The sequence below is a fragment of the Enhydrobacter sp. genome (assembly GCA_025808875.1).
In the GTDB taxonomy this organism is placed as follows: Bacteria; Pseudomonadota; Alphaproteobacteria; order Reyranellales; family Reyranellaceae; genus Reyranella.
Window position 1 is genome coordinate 5,025,823 of sequence record CP075528.1, and the last position, 19,117, is coordinate 5,044,939.

Genomic DNA, 19,117 nt, shown 5'->3' on the forward strand with positions numbered 1-19,117 from the left:
CATGAAGGTCCGCAAGAAACTCATCGAAGTCGCCCTGCCGCTCGACGCCATCAACAAAGCGTCAGTACGTGAGGGCTTCATATATCGAGGGAATCCTTCGGCGCTTCACAAATGGTGGGCACAGCGCCCGTTGGCGGCAGCACGCGCCGTGATCTTTTCGCAAATGGTGGACGATCCATCCTCTTGGCCCGACCTGTTCCCGACCGAGAAGAAGCAGGAGAAAGAGCGCGAGCGGCTGTTCCGCATCATCGAGGACCTGGTGAAGTGGGAAAACACCACCGATGAGACGGTGCTGCAGAAGGCGCGCGACGAGATCTGGACGAGCTGGCGCCGTGCCTGTGCCGAGAACGTCGACCATCCGCGCGCCCGGGAGTTGTTCGACCGCAACAGGCTTCCGGTCTTCCACGATCCCTTTGCCGGCGGCGGCGCCCTACCGCTCGAAGCGCAGAGGCTCGGGCTGGAGGCGCATGCCAGCGACCTCAACCCGGTCGCGGTGTTGATCAACAAGGCGATGATCGAAATTCCGCCGAAGTTCGCCGGCAAGCCGCCGGTGAACCCGAAGCGAGACCTGCACGTGCACTGGAAGGGCGTGCAGGGGCTGGCCGAGGATGTACGTTATTATGGCGAATGGATGCGCGACGAAGCGGAGAAGCGCATTGGGTATCTCTATCCAAAGATCGAGATAACGGCCGACGTGGCTAACGAGCGGCCGGACCTCAAGCCCCTGAGTGGCCTGAAGCTTACCGTCATAGCTTGGTTATGGGCGCGCACCGTGAAGAGCCCGAATCCGGCTTTCGCCAGTGTAGACGTACCGCTCGCCTCCACATTCATGCTCTCCACCAAGGCAGGCAGGGAGACCTATGTTGATCCGGTAATCGAGGGCGGTAGGTACCGATTCACAGTGAAGGTCGGAAAGCCGAGGGATGCACAGAAGACGAGAAAGGGAACAAAGTCCGGAAGCAGCGGAAGTAGTTTTCGGTGCCTGATGTCCGGAACGCCAATGCCATTCGAATATATTCGTACAGAGGCGAAGGCAGGCCGAATGGGTATGCGTCTGATCGCAGCAGTTGTCGAAGGAGTTCGAGGTCGGGTGTACCTGTCACCAAGCTCTGAAATGGAATCGGCGGCAATGAGTGCAATGCCAGAAGATGCACCTGATACAGAGTTGCCGGCAAAGGCGCTCGGCTTTCGAGTGCAAGAGTACGGAATGGCGAAGTGGCGCGATCTCTTCACGCCCCGACAACTCGTGGCCCTGACAACTTTCTCCGATCTTGTCGGTGAAGCTCGAGAGATAGTTCGCACTGACGCCATCGCGTCTGGCCTCAAGGACGACAATAAGTCTCTCCGAGACGGCGGCCTTGGCGCCAGTGCATATGCGGAAGCCGTAGCGGTCTATTTGGCGTTCGCGCAAGACAAGACAGCCGAATACGGCTGCACGATCGTGCCCTGGTACGCGAAAGAAGATCGACCCAAAGGCCTTTTTGCACGACACGCCATTCCAATGGTCTGGGACTTTGCTGAGGTAAACCCTCTAGCTAACATTGGAGGGACTTTTATCGCGTCGGCCGGAATCGTTTCAGGCGCCCTTGCAGGTTGTGCTCCGGAAGGAAGATTTGCCACAGCCCGTCAGCTTGATGCCGTTCAATCTGATGATTGCGCCGGAGCTGTAGTTTCGACCGATCCGCCCTACTACGACAACATTGGCTACGCCGATCTTTCAGATTTCTTCTATGTTTGGCTCCGTCGTTCACTGCGTTCGGTATTCCCCAGTTTGTTTTCGACGCTCGCAGTGCCGAAGACCGAGGAACTGGTTGCAACTCCCTACCGACATGGGAACCGGGACAATGCCGAAGCCTTCTTCCTCCATGGTATCACTCGCGCGATGCAGCGCCTTGCCGAACAAGCGCATCCAGCCTTCCCAGTCACTGTTTATTACGCCTTCAAGCAGTCCGAGGCCGAATCTGGTTCTGGGACTGCGAGCACAGGTTGGGAGATATTTCTTGATGCGATAATTAGGGCCGGCCTTGGCATAAGCGGCACTTGGCCGATAAGAACTGAACGAGGCACGCGATCAATTGGCATCGGTACAAATGCTCTTGCTTCCAGCATTGTCTTAGTCTGCCGCCCGAGATCTTCGAGCGCGCCAACAGCGACACGGCGCGAATTCTTTGCTGAGCTCAAATCTGAGCTGCCTATGGCATTGCGGCATTTGCAGGAAGGCAACATTGCGCCAGTAGACCTCGCACAAGCCTCCATTGGCCCTGGCATGGCGGTATTCACGCGCTATGCCAAGGTTGTAGACGTCGAGGGCAACCCCGTCTCGGTCCGGGATGCGCTGTCGCTTATCAACACTACCCTCGACGAGGCATTGGCAGAGCAGGAAGGCGACTTCGACGCCGACAGCCGCTTCGCCGTCGCGTGGTTCGAACAGCAGGGTTTCACGGAAGGAGAATTTGGCGTCGCCGACGTCCTGGCCCGCGCCAAGAACACCAGCGTCGGCGGCCTTGCAGTGGCAGGCGTCCTCGAATCCAAGCGCGGCAAGGTCCGCCTCCTCAGGTCGGAGGAGCTGCCCGCCGGCTGGAATCCGGCGACCGACCAGAGACTGACCGCCTGGGAAACGGTGCACCAGCTCGTCCGGGCGCTCGATGCCGGCGGCGAGAGCGCAGCCGCGGACCTCGTCGCCAGACTCGGCGCCAAGGCCGAAGCGGCCCGCGAGCTCGCCTATCGGCTTTACGTGATTGCCGAGCGCAAGAAACGCGCCGCAGAGGCGCTTGCCTATAACGGTCTTGTCCAGAGCTGGCCCGAGATCCTGCGCCTGGCACAGGAATCGGCATCCAGGAGTCCGGCACAGGCCGGTTTGTTCGAAGAGACGGAGGCCTGATCGATGGCCATCACCAACCAGGAACGTGTCGCCAAGGCGCTTGATCTTCTGCGGATCGGATTGACGCCGTTCGTCGAGCGCGAGCTCAAAGCGCAGGATGCGCAGGGCTGGCTCGGCATCGTGCGCCAGTCGGTGAGCGAGACCCAGGTCCGCCTGTTCCAGGATTCGAAGGCGCTGAAGTGGGACGTCGCCTCGCTGATGTCGGTGCTGTTCACACAATGGAACACGATCTTCCGGCGGACCCTGGGCCAGGCCGAACGCTCGCTGATCTCGGAGATCCGTGAGGTCCGCAACAAGTGGGCCCACCAGAATCCGTTCTCGGGCGACGACACCGACCGAGCGCTGGATTCCATCTCTCGCCTGCTCACGGCCGTCTCGGCGACGCCGCAGGCCGATGAGGTCAACAAAATGAAGCAGGACCTGCGCCGGCTCATCTTCGACGAGCAGGTCCGCGGCGAGAAGCGCAAGGTCGGCGGCTCCCTTGTCGAGCCGGCGGCGGCGGGCAACCTGAAGCCGTGGCGCGAGGTCGTGACGCCGCACGCCGACGTGGCCAGCGGCCGCTATCAGCAGGCCGAGTTTGCGGCCGATCTCTGGCAGGTCCATCTCGGCCAGGGCAGCGACGAATACCGCAAGCCCGTTGAATTCTTCCGCCGCACCTTCCTGACCGAGAGCCTGAAGCGCCTCCTCGTCGGCGGCGTGCAGCGTCTGTCGGGCAAGGGCGGCGATCCGGTGGTGCAGCTCCAGACCAATTTCGGCGGCGGCAAGACCCACTCCATGCTGGCGCTCTATCATCTGTTCGGCGGCGCGGCGCCGGGCGAACTGGTCGGCATCGATGCCGTGCTGGCCGATGCCGGCGTGAAAGCCGCACCCAAGGCCCGGCGCGTCGTGCTGGTCGGCAACAAGGTCTCGCCCGGCAATCCGGTCACCAAGCCGGACGGCACGGTGGTCCGCACCCTGTGGGGCGAGCTGGCCTACCAGCTCGGCGGCAAGAAGGCCTTTGCGCGCATCGCCAGGGACGACGAGAAGGCGACCAGCCCGGGCGACGTCTTGCGCGAGCTGTTCGTCGAGCACGGGCCGTGCCTCGTGCTGATCGACGAATGGGTCGCCTATGCCCGCCAGCTCCACGACCAGGGCGACCTGCCCGGAGGCAACTTCGAAACCCAATTCTCGTTTGCCCAGGCACTGACCGAATCGGCAAAGCTTGCGAACAACTGCCTGCTGGTCGTGTCGCTCCCGGCGTCGGACACGGCGGGCTCGCCGCACACCCAGGCCGACGATGTAGAGGTCGGCGGCATCCGCGGCCGCGAGGCGCTCGACCGCCTGCGCAATGTGGTCGGGCGCCTGGAATCCTCGTGGCGGCCGGCGACGGCCGAGGAAGGCTTCGAGATCGTGCGCCGCCGCCTGTTCGAGCCGATCGCAGGCGAACTCTTCAAGCAGCGCGATGTGACGGCCCGCGCCTTCGCCGAGCTTTACCGCACCCAGTCCGACCAGTTCCCCCCGGAATGCCGCAGCGCCGACTACGAGAAGCGCATCCAGGCAGCCTTCCCCATTCATCCGGAAATATTCGACCGGCTCTACACCGACTGGTCGACCCTGGTGAAATTCCAGCGCACGCGCGGCGTGCTGCGGCTGATGGCGGCGGTGATCCATTGCCTGTGGGAGAAGGGCGACCGCAATCCGCTGATCCTGCCGTCCACCATCCCGATCGACGATCCGCGCGTCCAGTTCGAGCTGACGCGCTATCTGTCGGACGTCTGGACGCCGATCATCGAGAAGGACATCGATGGCGCCAGTTCGCTGCCGCTCAAGATCGATACGGACCTGCCCGCGCTGGGCCGCCTGTCTGCGACGCGGCGTGTGGCCCGCACGATCTATCTCGGCTCCGCCCCGACGGCGGCGGCCGCGCATCGCGGGCTGGAGGATCGCCAGGTCAAGCTGGGCTGCGTTATGCCGGGCGAATCGCCCGCCGTGTTCGGCGATGGGCTGCGCCGGCTCGCGGCCGCGGCGACCTATCTCTATCAGGACGGTCCGCGCGCCTGGTACTCGACGCAGCCGACGGTCACCAAGCTCGCCGAGGATCGGGCCGAGCAGTTCAGGCGCAACAAGGACAAGGTCCATGCCGAACTCGAGTCCCGCCTGCGTGCCGATCTGAGGCGCAGCGGCGACTTTGCCCGCATCCACGCCCTGCCGAGTTCGGGCGCCGACGTGCCCGACGATCTCGACGCACGCCTTGTGGTGCTGTCGGAGGATCATCCTTATAGCCGGGAACCCGGCAATGCTGCGGAAGTGGCGGCCAAGGCGATCCTTGAGTCGCGCGGGAACACGCCGCGCCTCTATCGCAATACGCTGGTCTTCCTGGCGGCGGACAAGGTGCGCCTGCAGGATCTCGAGGAGGCGGTCGGCAAGTATCTCGCCTGGTCGTCGATCGTGGAGGAGAAGGACGCACTGAACCTCGACCCGCACCAGGCGCGCCAGGCGGAGACGCAGAAGCAGGCCGCCGACGGTGCCGTCACCGCCCGATTGCCCGAGACCTACCAGTGGCTGCTCGTGCCCGAACAGGCGACGCCGCAGGCATCGGTCGTATGGCAGGCGACGCGCTTGACCGGAAGCGATGCGCTGGCGGCGCGCGCCAGCAAGAAGCTGCGCAGCGACGAACTCCTGATCGCGAGCCTCGGCTCGACCATCCTGCGCAAGCATCTCGACGATGTACCGCTCTGGCGCAACGACAACGTCGCGATCCGGCAGCTGGTCGACGATTTCGCCCGTTACCTGTACCTGCCGCGGCTGGCCGGCCCCGAAGTGCTCATCCAGGCGGCGCGCGACGGCATCGGCTTGCTGACGTGGCGGGCTGATACGTTCGGCTACGCGGAGAGCTTCGATGAGGCGACCGGCCGCTACCGCGGCCTGCGCGGTGGACGTGAGATCGCTTTGGCGCCCGACAGTACGGGCCTGCTCGTCAAACCGGATGTCGCGGGCCGTCAGCTCGATTCCGAAGTACCCCCGCCCAATCCGCCCACACCTCCGACGCCGGACAACGATCCGGCCCCGACGGGCGGAGGATCGAGCGCACCGGCCGCCCAGGTATTGCGGCGCTTCCACGGTACCGTCCGACTGGATTCTTCGCGGGTGGGACGCGACGCCGGCCGCATCGCCGAAGAGGTCATCGCCCATCTGGCCGGGCAGATGGGCGCCGAAGTCACGGTGACGATTGAGATCGAAGCCAAGCTGCCCAACGGCGCCAACGACCAGCTCGTGCGTACCGTCACTGAGAACAGCCGGACGCTGAAGTTCGACAGCCAGGGGTTCGAGAAGGAGTGACGATCTCGAAATGCTCGGGGAGGTTCTAATTGTGCCTTCAGCTTGAGTATGCCGAGGCCCAATTGTGGAAACGGCGCGCAAGGACGATCATATCGGATGCCAAGGCAGCCGCCGCGGCCATTCCATGCGATCCGCTTCTCAAGCGGGCTCAACGCCTTTCAACGCTCGTTTCTGAGATCGACAGCATCAAGAAGCGCCATGGGCGCTTGATAGAAGACGCCCTGCTGTTTGCCATCAATAAACTTCCAGATTGGACTGCCACGAAGGAAAGGATTCCTGTGGCAACCGGTACGCCTCTGCAGCGGCGCGTCGTTCGGACACTCAGGCACTTCCGCTCAACGAGTAGCTATGTCGGTGGAGGCGCGGCCCTCAATCAAAGATGGCCGCGTCTCTCCGACGATATGGACATCTTCAGCGATCGGGCGTCGCTTCCCAACGCGGCCATGCTCGAGTTGAAAGCACTCGAGGACGCAGGCTTCACCGTTCGAGTGACGACGCGCGACGAATGGATGGTCGAAGCCATCGTCAGGGAATACGGCTTCGAGACCAGGATACAGTGGATGCACGAAGAGGAAACGTCACGACGCTTCTTCCCGGCACTGTATGACGAGGAGCTGGGCTTCCGCCTGCATCCCGCAGATGCTGCCGTGAACAAGGTCCTGTGTGCCGCGCGGCGCCATAGCGCCGCCCGCGATGCCGTCGACCTGGTCTCGATCGTTCGACGGTACACGACCCTCGGCCCGTTGATCTGGGCACTGGCCGGCAAAGACCCGAAGCTCAACCCGCAAAGAGCCATCTCCGATATCCGCAGGATTGCCTTCGGCTACTCGGACGAAGAAATCAGGACGGTCCGGATGGGCGACGACCCCGGCATGAACCGACAAGAAGTCAGGGACGTCCTGGACCGGGCCTTGATTGCCGCCGGCGTTCACAAGGCCATTCCGATAACGGATTTTGGTCGGATGCCTCGCTTCGAGGGTGATCCACCTCAATAGCGCCGCCTGCCTCAACGAGCGCCGATCAGCTTGGCACGCCGGCGCTCGAGCCGATCCATGAGCCTCTTGCCGGCATAAGGCGCGATCCGCCCCGAGGCGGTCGCCGAGAGGATCTCGCCTTGCGCGCCGATGAGGTCGTCGAGCGTCCGGATGTCCGACATGTCGAACTCGGGCAACGGCTCCCGGGGCCGGGGCAGGACACCCAGCATCACCTGTACCGCCCAGCGGCGGCCCCGATCGAGCTGGTCGTCCAGCAGCATGCCGGGCACCCGGGGGTCGCCCTCGCGCAGGTGGCGCTTCACGATCGTCGCCCAGTTGCGGCTGCCCCTGAGGCGGCCTTTGCCGAATTTGTTGCCTTTGCCGAAGGTGCCGTTGGTATTGCGGGTCATCTCTCTTTCTCCGAACGCGGTTGAAACTGCGCGGAGAGTGGAGGAGCGCTTCGCCGGAATCGAATTTGGTTCACCGGTGGAAAAATTCGCGTGGAGAATCAAGGCAGCGATCCGACCCGGTGAACCAGATTCGATTCCGCGCTCGCCCCTGGCGTAGCATCCGCGTCATGTCATCCGCGTTCCCCATCGCCTGCCCAAAGGGCCCACCGTCAAAAGCCCGTCTGATTCGCGTCATCCGCATGGTCAAGCAGCGCAAGATTTGTCGTGGAGAATCAAAGCGCGATTCGCGAATCGTTGACCAGATTGGAACGGCAAGGGCAACGGGCCTAGGCTCGCGCCCACCCTTCGAGACGCGGTCCTGCGGACCGCTCCTCAGGGTGAGTCGGTCTTGTTTCGGCGGAAGGACCCGCGTCCCCTCACACAACATCTGGAGGCGACCATCGCCTCGACCGTCACCCTGCTCCGCCAACCACGGTCAGGTTGTAACGATGTTGCGCGCGTCTGGTAGGTACGGTGAGACGGCGGGAACCTGGCGGCCGCGCCTTCGCTGCGCTCAAAGCCACTGTCGCTCGCGACGATTGGGAGGAGGTCGAAACCAGGCGCATCCCGATCAAGCGCTGATCGTCATCGCTTCATATTCCTCCCCTTGCTGAGCAAGGGGAGGTGTCGGCGTCTTACGCCGACGGAGGGGTCATGAGTCGACGCTTGCCGCGACTCATGACCCCTCCGCCCACGAAGACGCGGGCACCTCCCCATCAGAATGGGGAGGAGAACATGACGCGTCCCCAGCAAGGCCAATCACGGCCACCTCACCTCGGGCGGCAGGCTCATCAGGATCGCCTCGACGTTGCCGCCGGTCATCAGGCCGAACTTGGTGCCGCGGTCGTGCAGCAGGTTGAACTCGACATAGCGGCCGCGCCGCACCAGCTGGTGCGCGCGCTCCTCCGCCGTCCACGGCTCGTCCCTGCGCGCCCGCACGATCCTGGGATAGACGTCGAGGAAGGCCTCGCCGACGGCGCGCGTGAAGGCGAAGTCCCTGGCCCAGTCGCCGCCCTCGGCGCTGCTGTCGAGATAGTCGTAGAAGATGCCGCCGACGCCGCGCGGCTCGCCCCGGTGCGGCAGGAAGAAATATTCGTCGCACCATTTCTTGAATTTTTCGTAGTACGCCGGATCGGCCGCGTCGCAGGCCGCCTTCAGCGCGGCATGGAAGGCGCGCGTGTCGGCTTCGTTCGGCACCATGGGCGTGAGGTCGGCGCCGCCGCCGAACCAGCTCCTGGTGGTGGCGATGAAGCGGGTGTTCATGTGCACCGCCGGCACCTTGGGCGAGCGCATATGGGCCACCAGCGAGATGCCCGTGGCGAAGAAGCGCGGATCGTCGGCCGCGCCGGGGATCTGCTTGCGGAACTCCTCGCTGAACTCGCCGAACACCGTGGAGACGTTGACGCCCACCTTCTCGAACACCCGCCCGCGCATGATCGACATGACACCGCCGCCACCCGACGGCCGCTCCCACGCCTTGCGCTCGAAGCGCCCGGGCGGCAGCTCGCCCCTGCCTTCGTCCTCGAGCCGCTCGAACTCGGCGCAGATCCGGTCGCGCAGGCTTTCGAACCACGCCCGCGCCTTGTCCTTGCGTTCAGCGATGTCAGTCATGACCCCTCCGTCGCGGATTACCGCGACACCTCCCCAACTTCGTTGGGGAGGAGAACTCTATGGCCGCGCAGCGGCCGGAGGGGTCATGAGTCATGCCAACCCCTCATATCCCCCGGTCTGTCGCAGCGCCTCGCTCAATACCATCGCCGCCGCCAGCGCGACATTGAGCGAGCGGGTGCCTTTCTGCAGCGGGATGCGCAGCCTGAGGTCGGCCGCCTGGTGGACGTCGTCCGGCACGCCGGCGCTCTCGCGGCCGACCAGCAAGATATCGTCGGGCCGGAAGGCCATGTCGGGCAGGCGCAGCGCGGCCGCCGTGGTCAGCAGCACCAGCCGGCCCGGCTGCCGGTCGCGCCGGAACGCCTCCCAGGAGGCATGACGGGCGATGCGGGCGAGGTCGATGTAATCCATGGCCGCCCGCCGCATGCGCCTGTCGTCGACCGGAAAGCCGCAGGGCTCGACGATGTCCAGCGGCACCCCGAGGCAGGCCGAGAGCCGGATGAAGGCCCCCAGGTTCTGCGGGATGTCGGGCTGGAAGAGGGCGAGACGCATACCCCTTCATACTCCTCTCCCCCAGCGGGGGAGAGGAACTCGAGTCTTCGCCACTCCAATCCGCGACGCGGAAAGCGCCTTGTGCGGCAGGGTGCCGCATGAACGGCGCACCGGGCCCTGCGACCAAAGACCTTGAAACATAAGGCGGTTTGTCGGCTATAAGCGGGTCAATCGATCGGGGGATGGACGGTAGAGAGATGGCAGCATCCAGCACAACGGCCGGCGGTCACGGCGAGCCGACGCGGCGCGACTTCCTCATGGTCGCGACCGGCTCACTGGCCGGCATCGGCGCCGTCGCGACGGCCTGGCCCTTCATCAACAACCTGAACCCTGCCGCCGACACCCTGGCGCTCGCCTCGATCGAGGTGAACGTGGCGCCCATCGAGGTCGGCCAGGCGATCACGGTGAAGTGGCGCGGCAAGCCCGTGTTCATCCGCCATCGCACCGAGCAGGAGATCAAGGAGGCCGAGGCCGTGCCGATGTCGGTGCTGCCCGACCCGCAGACCGACAATGCCCGCGTCACCGACCTCGACAAGAAGGTGCGGCCGCCGTGGCTGATCATGATCGGCGTCTGCACCCATCTCGGCTGCGTGCCGCTCGGCAACAAGCCGGGCGATCCCAAGGGCGACTACGGCGGCTGGTTCTGCCCCTGCCACGGCTCGCACTACGACACCTCGGGCCGCATCCGCAAAGGGCCGGCGCCGAAGAACCTCGTGGTGCCCGAATACCTGTTCACGTCGGACACGCTCGTCCGCATCGGCTGATCGCCGCCCAACGAATCGCTCCGGAGTTCAGAGAATGGCCTCGCAGCACGGCGCTCCGCCGGTCTTCAGCAACAAGGTGATCGCCTGGATCGATCACCGCCTGCCGATCTTCTCCTACCTCGAGAAGGAATATCACACCTTCCCGACGCCGCGGAATTTCAACTATTTCTGGAATTTCGGCGCGATCGCCACCGTGATGCTGGTGCTGATGATCGCCACCGGCGTGGTGCTGGCGACCAACTACACGCCGCACGTGCTGATGGCCTTCGATTCGGTCGAGCGCATCGACCGCGACGTGCCGCAGGGCTGGCTGATCCGCGACCTGCACATGAACGGCGCGTCGTTCTTCTTCATCGCCGTCTACGTCCACATCTTCCGCGGCATGTACTACGGCTCCTACAAGGCGCCGCGCGAGCTGCTGTGGATCCTGGGCGTGGTGATCTTCCTGCTGATGATGGCAACGGCCTTCATGGGCTACGTGCTGCCGTGGGGCCAGATGAGCTTCTGGGGCGCCACCGTCATCACCAACCTGTTCTCGGCCATCCCGATCGTCGGCGATTCGATCGTCACCTGGCTGTGGGGCGGCTTCGCCATCGACAACCCGACGCTCAACCGCTTCTACGCGCTGCACTACCTGCTGCCCTTCATCATCGTCGCGGTGGTGGCGCTGCACGTCGTGGCGCTGCACGTGCACGGTTCGAACAACCCGCTGGGCATCGACCCCAAGGGTCCGCAGGACACCGTGCCGTTCCATCCCTACTACACGATGAAGGACGGCTTCGGCGTGATGATCTTCCTGATCGTCTATGCCGGCTTCGTGTTCTTCGCGCCCGATTATCTCGGCCATGCCGACAACTACATCCCGGCCGATCCGCTGGTGACGCCGGCGCACATCGTGCCGGAATGGTACTTCCTGCCGTTCTACGCCATCCTGCGCGCCATCCCCGACAAGCTGGGTGGCGTGCTGGCGATGTTCGCCGCCATCGGCGTGCTGTTCGTGCTGCCGTGGCTCGACACCAGCCGCGTGCGCTCCTGCACCTTCCGGCCGATCTACAAGTGGTTCATGGGCGTGCTGGTGATCGACGTGATCGTGCTCGGCATCTGCGGCGCCAAGCCGGCGGAAGGCATCTGGGTGCCGATCGCCCAGCTCGCCACGGCCTACTACTTCTTCCACTTCCTCCTTCTGCTGCCGATCCTGGGCAAGATCGAACGACCCTTGCCCCTGCCACCCAGCATCGCCGACGCGGTGCTCAAGAAGAAGGCGGCCTGAGCCATGCCCCTGTCCATGCCCACGCCCATGCGCAAGCTGTTCCTGACGGGTGCGATCGCACTCTCCGCCCTCGGCCTGGGCACGGTGGCGATCGCCGCCGGCGGCGCGCCGACGCCGCCCAAGAAGCAGTGGAGCTTCTCGGGGCCGTTCGGCACCTACGACCGCGCCGCCGCCCAGCGCGGCTACCAGGTCTATCGCGACGTCTGCGCGGCCTGCCACGGCCTCCATCTGGTCGCCTACCGCAACCTGATGGATCTTGGCCTGACCGAGAACCAGGTGAAGGGGCTGATCGCCGACATCACCGTGCCGGACCTCAACGACGACGGCCAGCCGATCGAACGGCCGGCGCGCCTGTCGGACCGCTTCAAGAACCCGTTCCCCAACGTGCTGGCGGCGGCGGCGGCCAACAACGGCAAGGCGCCGCCCGACCTCAGCGTCATCGTCAAGGCGCGCAGCGGCGGGGCGGATTACATCCATGGCCTGCTGGTCGGCTACGTGCCGTTCGACAAGATCCCGCCCGAACAGGTGAAGGAATATGCCGTCACCCAGGACGACAACTTCAACCTCTACTTCCCGGGCCACAAGATCGCGATGGCGCCGCCGCTGGCCGACGACAAGCTGACCTACGTCGACGGCACCAAGGCGACGGTCGACCAGATGTCGTCCGACGTGACGGTGTTCCTGACCTGGGCGTCGGAGCCGCATCTCGAGGATCGCCATCGCACCGGCGTGCGGGTCATCCTGTTCATGCTGGCGCTGGCCGGGCTGATGTATGCGGTGAAGCGGTCGGTGTGGGCCGACAAGCACTGAGCGTCGGCCGGGGGGCCGGCGGGCGGCCTACTGGTCGACGCCAGAGCCGCGCGACACCAGGATCAGGCTGCGGCCGGGATCGCCCGGCACGCGCCGCTGCTGCGGCGAATCGAGCTGCGGCGGCGCCTCGAAGACCGGTCCGGAATGCGGACGCTGATTGGTCGCCACGCCCTGCAGGACACTGGCGGCGGCCAGGGTGATCAGCAGGCCGAGGCCCATCCAGGCGACGGCCCAAAGAACGTGACGCAGACCCATCCGACGTGCGGTCCCAACAATTTGCAGAGCGCCTAACGACTTATACGCCTCATGTCGGCGGGCGCAACCGCCCGGATCGACCGTCGTTTTCCTGCCCGTGGGAATTGTCGCGAGGGAAACGATGGGACGGCGCTTTGCCCTGTCCGTGGGGGCTCGTCGGCTGGAGGTGCGCGTGGTGCCGGTCGACGAGGCGTGGGAGCTCTGGCTGTTCGAGGGCGAGCGCCGGCTCGCCCTGGCCGGCACCGTGGCGATCGACGCTGCAACGGAAGCGTGGCGGCAGGGGCTGGATCCCGTCGCCCAGGCGGTCGAGCGGCTGCGCGCCGACGCGGAACGCGGCACGCTGGCCCTTCCCGACCGGGCGGCTCGGGGCGATCCCCCTCAGCCGGACCCGAGCGCCTGGGCGAGGCCGCTCAGCAGTTCCTGATCCTGGAAGGGCTTGGCGACGACCGGCCGGTCGCGATGCCGCGACGGGATGGTGGACCGCCGCTGCGAGGTGACGAAGACGAACGGCACGCCGCGCGCCGCCAGTTCGTCGGCCACCGGAAACACCAGCTCGCCGCGCAAGTGGATGTCGAGCAGGGCCGCGTCGACGGCATGGCGCTCGAGGCTCGTCAGGGCCGCCTGCACCGACTCCGCCGGCGCCACGGTGCCGTAGCCGGCGTCCTCGAGGTTCATCTGCAGGGCCTCGGCGGCCAGGGCGTCGTCCTCGACGATCAGGACACGCGCCGCCGCCCGTCGCGCGAGCGGCGCCTTCAAGCGGTCGGGATGGGGCACTTCCTTGATCATCTTGCCGGCGGTGGCGTTCTCCCACCCCCATGCAACCGCGACTTGGTCCCAAAGGGAAGCCGCTATCCTGTGACCAAAGCGTGGGGGCGCGGCAAAGTGGCGCGATGGTCCGCCGATGGCTATGTTGCCTATCGAACCAAGAGGGAGGGCGCCATGGGGGGTGTTGCTCGGGTCGCGATGGCGGCCTGTCTGGCGTGGCTGGCGTCCGCCTCGGCGGGCTTCGCCCAGTCGACGCTGGATACGGTCAAGCAGCGCGGTGAACTGGTCTGCGGCGTGAACGGCGACCTGCCGGGCTTTTCGCTGCTCAATGCCGTGAAGGAGTGGGAAGGGCTCGATGTCGAGTTCTGCCGCGCCGTCGCCGCCGCGGTGCTGGGCGACGCCAAGAAGGTCAAGTTCGTCCCGCTCAACGCCCAGCAGCGCTTCGCCGCGCTCGAAGCGGGCGAGATCGACCTGCTGGCGCGCAACACCACGGTGACGCTCCAGCGCACGGCCGGCCCCAAGATCACCTTCGCCGCCATCAACTACTACGACGGCCAGGGCTTCGCGGTGCCCAAGCGCATGAAGATCGAGCGCATGACCCAGCTGCGCGGCGCCAATGTCTGCGTCCAGAAGGGCACCACCCACGAATTCAACATGACGGGCTGGTTCAGGCTGCGCGCGCTCACCGTCGTGCCGATGCCGTTCGACAATCAGAAGGCCATGTACGATGCCTTCTTCGCCGGCCGCTGCATCGCCGTGACGCAGGACGTGAGCGCGCTCGCCGCCACCATCGTGCGCAGCGGCAAGGCGGCCGACCACATGATGCTGCCCGACATCATCTCCAAGGAGCCGCTCGGGCCGCTGGTGCGCACCGGCGACGACCGCTGGCTGAACGTGGTGCGCTGGACGTTCAACGCGATGATCGAGGCCGAGGAGCGCGAGATCACGCAGAACAACGTCACCGGCAAGCTCGAGGCGACCGACGCGGCGGTCAAGATCTTCCTCGGCGTGACACCAGGCAACGGCGCCACGCTCGGCCTCGACGAGAAGTGGGCCTTCAACATCATCCACCAGGTCGGCAACTACAGCGAAAGCTTCGAGCGCAACATCGGCGCGCGCTCGGCGCTCGGCTTCGCCCGCGGCCTCAATGCGCTGTGGACCAAGGGCGGCCTGATGTATCCGCTGCCGCTGCGTTGAGCTCGACCGACGGCCGGAGGAAACCCGGGTGACGAAGGCGCCGCAGGTGCTGATCGCCGGCGCCGGGCCGGTCGGCCTGACGCTGGCCAACGAGCTGGTGCGCCTCGGCGTCCGGGTGCGCATCGTCGACAAGGCGGCGGCGCGCACGGACAAGTCGAAGGCGCTGGTGCTGTGGAGCCGCACGCTCGAGCTGTTCGACGACGCGGGCTATGCCGCCGCTTTCCTGCCGTTCGGCATCCTGGCGCATGGTGCCGAGATCTCGACCGGCCGGGAGCTCATCGCCCAGGTGCCGTTCGATGCGATCGACAGCCGCTTCCCGCATGCCCTGATGATTCCGCAGTCGGAGACGGAGCGCGTGCTCGAGGAACGGCTCGGATCGGCGGGCGTGGAGGTCGAACGCCGCGTCGAACTCACCGGCTTCGCGGACAAGGGAGACGAGGTCGAGGCGACGGTGCTCGGGCCGTCGGGCGTGGAGGAGCGGGTGACGGCCGAGTGGCTGATCGGCTGCGACGGCGCGCACTCGACGGTGCGGCACGGGCTCGGCCTCGCCTTCGAGGGCGAGACGCTGCAAAGCGACTGGGTGCTGGCCGACGGCCTGATCTCGGGCCTCGATCACAAGGACCGCATCCAGATCTTCTGGCACCGCGACGGCATCCTCGCCTGCTTCCCGATCGGCGCCGATCGCTGGCGCGTCGTCGCCGACCTCGGCCCGGCAGAGGGGGAGGGCAAGCGCGCCGATCCGACCGTGCCCGAGGTGCAGGCCCTGCTGACGGGACGCGGCAAGTCCGGCCTCACCTTCGCGAACCCGTTCTGGCTCGCCGCCTTCCGCATCAACGAGCGCAAGGTGAAGGACTATCGCCGCGGGTGCGTGTTCCTGGCGGGTGATGCGGCGCACATCCACAGCCCGGCCGGTGGCCAGGGCATGAACACCGGCATGCAGGATGCGTTCAATCTCGCCTGGAAGCTGGCCATGGTGATCGAGGGCCGCGCGCGCGCGTCCCTGCTCGACAGCTATTCCCCCGAGCGCAGCGCGGTCGGCGAGCGGGTGCTGCGCAATGCCGGCCGGCTGACCGAGATGGCCGTGATGCGCAATCCGATCGCCCAGGGCCTGCGCAACGCCGTGGTCCGCTTCGCGACGGGCTTTCCCGCCATCCAGCACAGGATCGCCGACCAGCTCACCGAGATGGATATCGGCTATCCCGAGAGCCCGCTGTCGCGTGGCCCGAAAGCGGGCGTGCGGTGGCCGCATCGGCTGCCGGCGGGCGCGGGCGGCGCGCGCTTCACGGCCGTCGGGCCGGCGGCGGCCGTCGAGGCGCTCGCGGCCGGATATCCCGGGCTGGTCGTCGCGGCGCCCGAGCAAGGCTCAACGCTGCTTCTGATCCGGCCGGACGGCTATGTCGGCTTCGCGGGCGGCCCCGGCGACCAGCCGCAGGCCGATTCCTATCTGGCGGCGCTCGCGCCCTGACGGCGCAGCCGGCGCTCGATCGCCTCGTGCCGCGCCAGCAACTTGCGGGCGCGCTCGATGACCGGAATGTCGATCATCTTGCCGTCGAGCTGGAAGGAGCCGCGACCCTCGGCGGCCGCCCTGGCGTCGGCCTCGAGCAGCTTGCGGGCGTGGGCGACCTCGTCGGCCGTGGGCGTGAAGGCTTCGTTCAGCGCCTGCACCAGGCCGGGATGCACGCAGGTGCCGCCCGAGAAGCCGAAACGTCGCGCCCGCTCGGCGCTCTCCCTGTAGGCGACGGGATCGGCGTAGTCGGCGACGGTCCCCAGGATGCCGATCATGGGTACGGCATGCGCCTGGGCAGCGAAGGCAACCAGCCGCTTGGGCAGCTCGAGCGTCTCGTCGCCCGGCACCGAGCCTGTTTCCAGGGCGAAATCCTCGCCGCCCAGCATCATGGCGATGACGCGCGGTCCGTGCTCGGCGATGTCGTGGATGTGGGCCAGCGCGCGCGGATGCTCGATCATGGCGCCAAAACCGACGCTGCCGACCGCCATTCCGCGTTCCCGCTCGAGTTCGCCGACGGCCTCGTCGAGCAGCCTGAGATGCTGCACGCCTTCGGTCTTGGTGACGAAAAGGGCGGAGAGGCCCGGCCGCACCGCGGCCTCGATATCGGCGATGGCGAGACGCAGCGGACGATTGATGCGGACGGCGACGTCCGCTCCGCCGCGGACGACCTTCGTCATCGTCTCGGCCAGCATCGCGCGCGCCCTCGGCTTCTCGGCCACCGTGACGCTGTCCTCGAGATCGACCAGCACGCAGTCGGCGCCGCGTTCGTGCGCCTTGTCGATGAATTTCGGCACATTGCCCGGCACGTAGAGGATCGAGCGCCAGACCGGAGGCGTGGGGCGGTTCATCTGATGACACCGCACTGCTTCAGCCGGTCGTACTCGGCGGCGCCGAGAAGCGGCTTGAGCAGGGCCTCGTTGTGCTCGCCGACTTTCGGCGCGGCGCTCTTCAGCGCTCCCGGCGTGCCGGACAGGCGGGGTACGATGGGATGGGTCGGCAGCTCGCCCATGTCGTCGTCGGGGATCTCGATCAGCGCCTCGCGCTCCAGCACGTACTCGTCCTGCACGATCTGGGCGATGTCGTTCACCGGTCCGATGGTCACCCCGGCCTCGTCGAAGTATCTGAGGTTGTCGGCGAGGTCGCGGGCTCCGACGAATTCGCCGATCAGGCGATCGAGCTCTATCCCGTTGCGCACGCGCTCGATGTTGGTGGCGAAGCGCGGATCCTTCACCAGGTCCGGCCTCCCGATCTTGACGAGAACGCGCTCGGCCATGCCCTGGGTCGAGGCGGAGAGACACACCCAATGACCGTCCTTGGTCTGGTAGACGTTGCGCGGCGCGGCGTTGGTCGACCGACTGCCGGTCCGCACCTTGACCTCGCCCGTCAGCCTGTAGTTGGCGGCTTGCGGACCCAGCATGGAGAACAAGGGGTCGAACAGGGGCAGATCGAGCACCTGCCCCTTGCCGCCGTTGATCTCGACCTCGCGCAACGCCACCATGACGGCGCCATAGCCGTTCAGCGCCGCCATGCAATCCGCCAAATACATCGGCGGCAGGACGGGTTCGCGGTCGGCGAAGCCGTTCATCGAGGCAAAGCCCGAATAGCCCTCGATCAACGTGCCGAAGCCCGGCTTGTGGCGATAGCGGCCATCCTGGCCCCAGCCCGAAATACGCACCACGATGAGCTTCGGGTTGAGTGCGTGAAGCTCGGCGGGAGAGAGGCCCATGTCCTCCATCACGCCCGGCCGAAAGCTCTCGACCACGATGGCGGCATCCGTGGCGAGCCTGCGAACGATCCCGCGGCCTTCCGCGGAGCGCAGGTCGAGCGCCACGCTCTTCTTGTTCCGGCTATAGACTTTCCACGCCGTCTCCACGCCCTTGACGCGCCAGGAGCGCAGCGTGTCGCCCTCCGGCGGCTCGATCTTGATCACCTCGGCGCCGAAATCGGCGAGCTGCAGGGTGAGCACATTGCCGGCGACCAGGCGAGACAGGTCGACGACGCGGACCCCGTTCAGGGGCCCGCGCGCTTCCGGCTCGAAGGGGCGCCTTGCCGGTTTCCTAGCCGACATGCTTGGCGAAGAACTCCATGGTGCGCGCCATCGCCTGCTTCGACGCGGCGGCGTCCCACGAGCCCCGTTCGTCGCAATGGAATCCGTGATCGGCGGGATAGTCGTAGATGGTCACGCCGGGATGCAGCTTCCGGAGTTCGTTCACGTGATCCATCGGGATGTGCATGTCCTTGTCGCCGAAATGCATCATGGTCGGCGCCTGGGGCTTCTCGTTGCGCGTGCCGTGGATGCCGCCGCCATAGTAGGCGACCGCCGCATCGGGCTTGAGCCGGGTCGAGGCGAGCCAGGTGATGGTGCCGCCCCAGCAGAAGCCGGTGACGCCGACCTTCTTGACGCCGCGCTTTTTCAGCTCGGCGATCGCCGCATCGACGTCCTGCACCGCCTTGTCGAAGCCGAGCTCCATCACGTGCTTGCGGCCCTCGGCGATCGTGTCGGGAGTGTAGCCGAGCTCGATGCCCTTGCGGATGTGATCGAAGAATTGCGGAGCGAGCGCGAGATATCCATCGGCTGCGAGCTTGTCGGTCACCGCACGAATGTGATGATTGACCCCGAAGATCTCCTGGATCACCACGATGCCGCCCTTCGGCGTCCCCTTGGGCGCCGCGAGGTAACCGCCGATATCGCCCGCCTTGGACTTAAGAGTGATAGTCTCGCCCATGAGATTTCCTCCATCTGCCGGCGGCATTGGACCATGGTAAG

Annotated in this window: 17 protein-coding genes; 9 read left to right on the top strand and 8 right to left on the bottom strand. The window is 66.0% G+C overall.

What is annotated here, in order from left to right:
• Nucleotide 1 precedes the first annotated feature (1 nt).
• Genes KIT25_24910 through KIT25_24920 form a run of 3 tightly spaced genes read left to right on the top strand, consistent with a single transcriptional unit; the run spans nucleotide 2 to nucleotide 7,194 of the window.
• Nucleotides 2-2,881, top strand: a complete 2,880-nt coding sequence (locus KIT25_24910; GenBank protein ID UYN95211.1) for a DUF1156 domain-containing protein — start codon at nucleotides 2-4, stop codon at nucleotides 2,879-2,881.
• 3 nt (nucleotides 2,882-2,884) lie between these two features.
• Nucleotides 2,885-6,199, top strand: a complete 3,315-nt coding sequence (locus KIT25_24915) for a DUF499 domain-containing protein (protein UYN95212.1) — start codon at nucleotides 2,885-2,887, stop codon at nucleotides 6,197-6,199.
• A gap of 29 nt (nucleotides 6,200-6,228) precedes the next feature.
• Entirely contained in the window at nucleotides 6,229-7,194 is a 966-nt protein-coding gene (locus KIT25_24920) for a hypothetical protein (GenBank protein ID UYN95213.1), read from the top strand.
• A gap of 11 nt (nucleotides 7,195-7,205) precedes the next feature.
• On the opposite strand, the gene KIT25_24925 is transcribed toward KIT25_24920, so the two are convergent.
• The 3 genes from KIT25_24925 to KIT25_24935 all read right to left on the bottom strand — a co-directional run bounded on the left by KIT25_24925 (nucleotide 7,206) and on the right by KIT25_24935 (nucleotide 9,782).
• Entirely contained in the window at nucleotides 7,206-7,583 is a 378-nt protein-coding gene (locus tag KIT25_24925) for a hypothetical protein (protein UYN95214.1), read from the bottom strand.
• A gap of 798 nt (nucleotides 7,584-8,381) precedes the next feature.
• Nucleotides 8,382-9,233 carry an oxygen-dependent coproporphyrinogen oxidase gene (hemF, locus tag KIT25_24930; GenBank protein UYN95215.1) on the bottom strand — a complete coding sequence of 284 codons (852 nt, stop codon included), beginning with the start codon at nucleotides 9,231-9,233 and terminating at the stop codon, nucleotides 8,382-8,384.
• 90 nt (nucleotides 9,234-9,323) lie between these two features.
• On the bottom strand, nucleotides 9,324-9,782 hold the full coding sequence (locus KIT25_24935) for a tRNA (cytidine(34)-2'-O)-methyltransferase (GenBank protein UYN95216.1): 459 nt from the start codon (nucleotides 9,780-9,782) through the stop codon (nucleotides 9,324-9,326).
• Between the two features lie 197 nt (nucleotides 9,783-9,979).
• Between KIT25_24935 and petA the strand changes: the two genes are divergently transcribed.
• Genes petA through KIT25_24950 form a run of 3 tightly spaced genes read left to right on the top strand, consistent with a single transcriptional unit; the run spans nucleotide 9,980 to nucleotide 12,626 of the window.
• A complete protein-coding gene (petA, locus tag KIT25_24940) occupies nucleotides 9,980-10,546 on the top strand; it encodes a ubiquinol-cytochrome c reductase iron-sulfur subunit (GenBank protein UYN95217.1) in 567 nt (188 codons plus the stop codon).
• A gap of 34 nt (nucleotides 10,547-10,580) precedes the next feature.
• The gene (locus tag KIT25_24945; GenBank protein UYN95218.1) at nucleotides 10,581-11,816 is read left to right on the top strand and encodes a cytochrome b N-terminal domain-containing protein; all 1,236 of its coding nucleotides are present in this window, start codon (nucleotides 10,581-10,583) and stop codon (nucleotides 11,814-11,816) included.
• A 27-nt stretch (nucleotides 11,817-11,843) separates the two neighbouring features.
• Nucleotides 11,844-12,626, top strand: coding sequence for a cytochrome c1 (locus KIT25_24950; protein ID UYN98056.1), 783 nt, complete (start codon nucleotides 11,844-11,846; stop codon nucleotides 12,624-12,626).
• 27 nt (nucleotides 12,627-12,653) lie between these two features.
• Here KIT25_24950 and KIT25_24955 read toward each other — a convergent pair whose 3' ends face one another.
• The gene (locus KIT25_24955; protein UYN95219.1) at nucleotides 12,654-12,881 is read right to left on the bottom strand and encodes a hypothetical protein; all 228 of its coding nucleotides are present in this window, start codon (nucleotides 12,879-12,881) and stop codon (nucleotides 12,654-12,656) included.
• Nucleotides 12,882-13,026: 145 nt separating this feature from the next.
• Between KIT25_24955 and KIT25_24960 the strand changes: the two genes are divergently transcribed.
• A complete protein-coding gene (locus KIT25_24960) occupies nucleotides 13,027-13,305 on the top strand; it encodes a hypothetical protein (GenBank protein UYN95220.1) in 279 nt (92 codons plus the stop codon).
• On the opposite strand, the gene KIT25_24965 is transcribed toward KIT25_24960, so the two are convergent.
• Entirely contained in the window at nucleotides 13,260-13,667 is a 408-nt protein-coding gene (locus KIT25_24965; protein ID UYN95221.1) for a response regulator, read from the bottom strand. The genes KIT25_24960 and KIT25_24965 overlap by 46 nt on opposite strands.
• Before the next feature lie 153 nt (nucleotides 13,668-13,820).
• Between KIT25_24965 and KIT25_24970 the strand changes: the two genes are divergently transcribed.
• Both KIT25_24970 and KIT25_24975 read left to right on the top strand, forming a co-directional pair.
• A complete protein-coding gene (locus tag KIT25_24970) occupies nucleotides 13,821-14,843 on the top strand; it encodes an amino acid ABC transporter substrate-binding protein (GenBank protein ID UYN95222.1) in 1,023 nt (340 codons plus the stop codon).
• Nucleotides 14,844-14,889: 46 nt separating this feature from the next.
• Complete coding sequence (locus KIT25_24975) at nucleotides 14,890-16,308, top strand: FAD-dependent monooxygenase (protein ID UYN98057.1); 1,419 nt, start codon at nucleotides 14,890-14,892, stop codon at nucleotides 16,306-16,308.
• Here the strand turns inward: KIT25_24975 and KIT25_24980 are convergent.
• From KIT25_24980 to KIT25_24990, 3 genes are read right to left on the bottom strand one after another with little or no spacing between them, the layout of a single operon-like run.
• Nucleotides 16,284-17,198 (bottom strand): CoA ester lyase, encoded by a 915-nt coding sequence (locus tag KIT25_24980; protein ID UYN95223.1) that lies wholly within the window; start codon nucleotides 17,196-17,198, stop codon nucleotides 16,284-16,286. The two genes, KIT25_24975 and KIT25_24980, sit on opposite strands and share 25 nt — an antisense overlap.
• On the bottom strand, nucleotides 17,195-18,418 hold the full coding sequence (locus KIT25_24985) for a CoA transferase (protein ID UYN95224.1): 1,224 nt from the start codon (nucleotides 18,416-18,418) through the stop codon (nucleotides 17,195-17,197). Before KIT25_24985 ends, KIT25_24980 begins: the two co-directional genes overlap by 4 nt.
• Nucleotides 18,408-19,076 carry a dienelactone hydrolase family protein gene (locus tag KIT25_24990; protein UYN95225.1) on the bottom strand — a complete coding sequence of 223 codons (669 nt, stop codon included), beginning with the start codon at nucleotides 19,074-19,076 and terminating at the stop codon, nucleotides 18,408-18,410. Before KIT25_24990 ends, KIT25_24985 begins: the two co-directional genes overlap by 11 nt.
• Nucleotides 19,077-19,117: the final 41 nt, after the last annotated feature.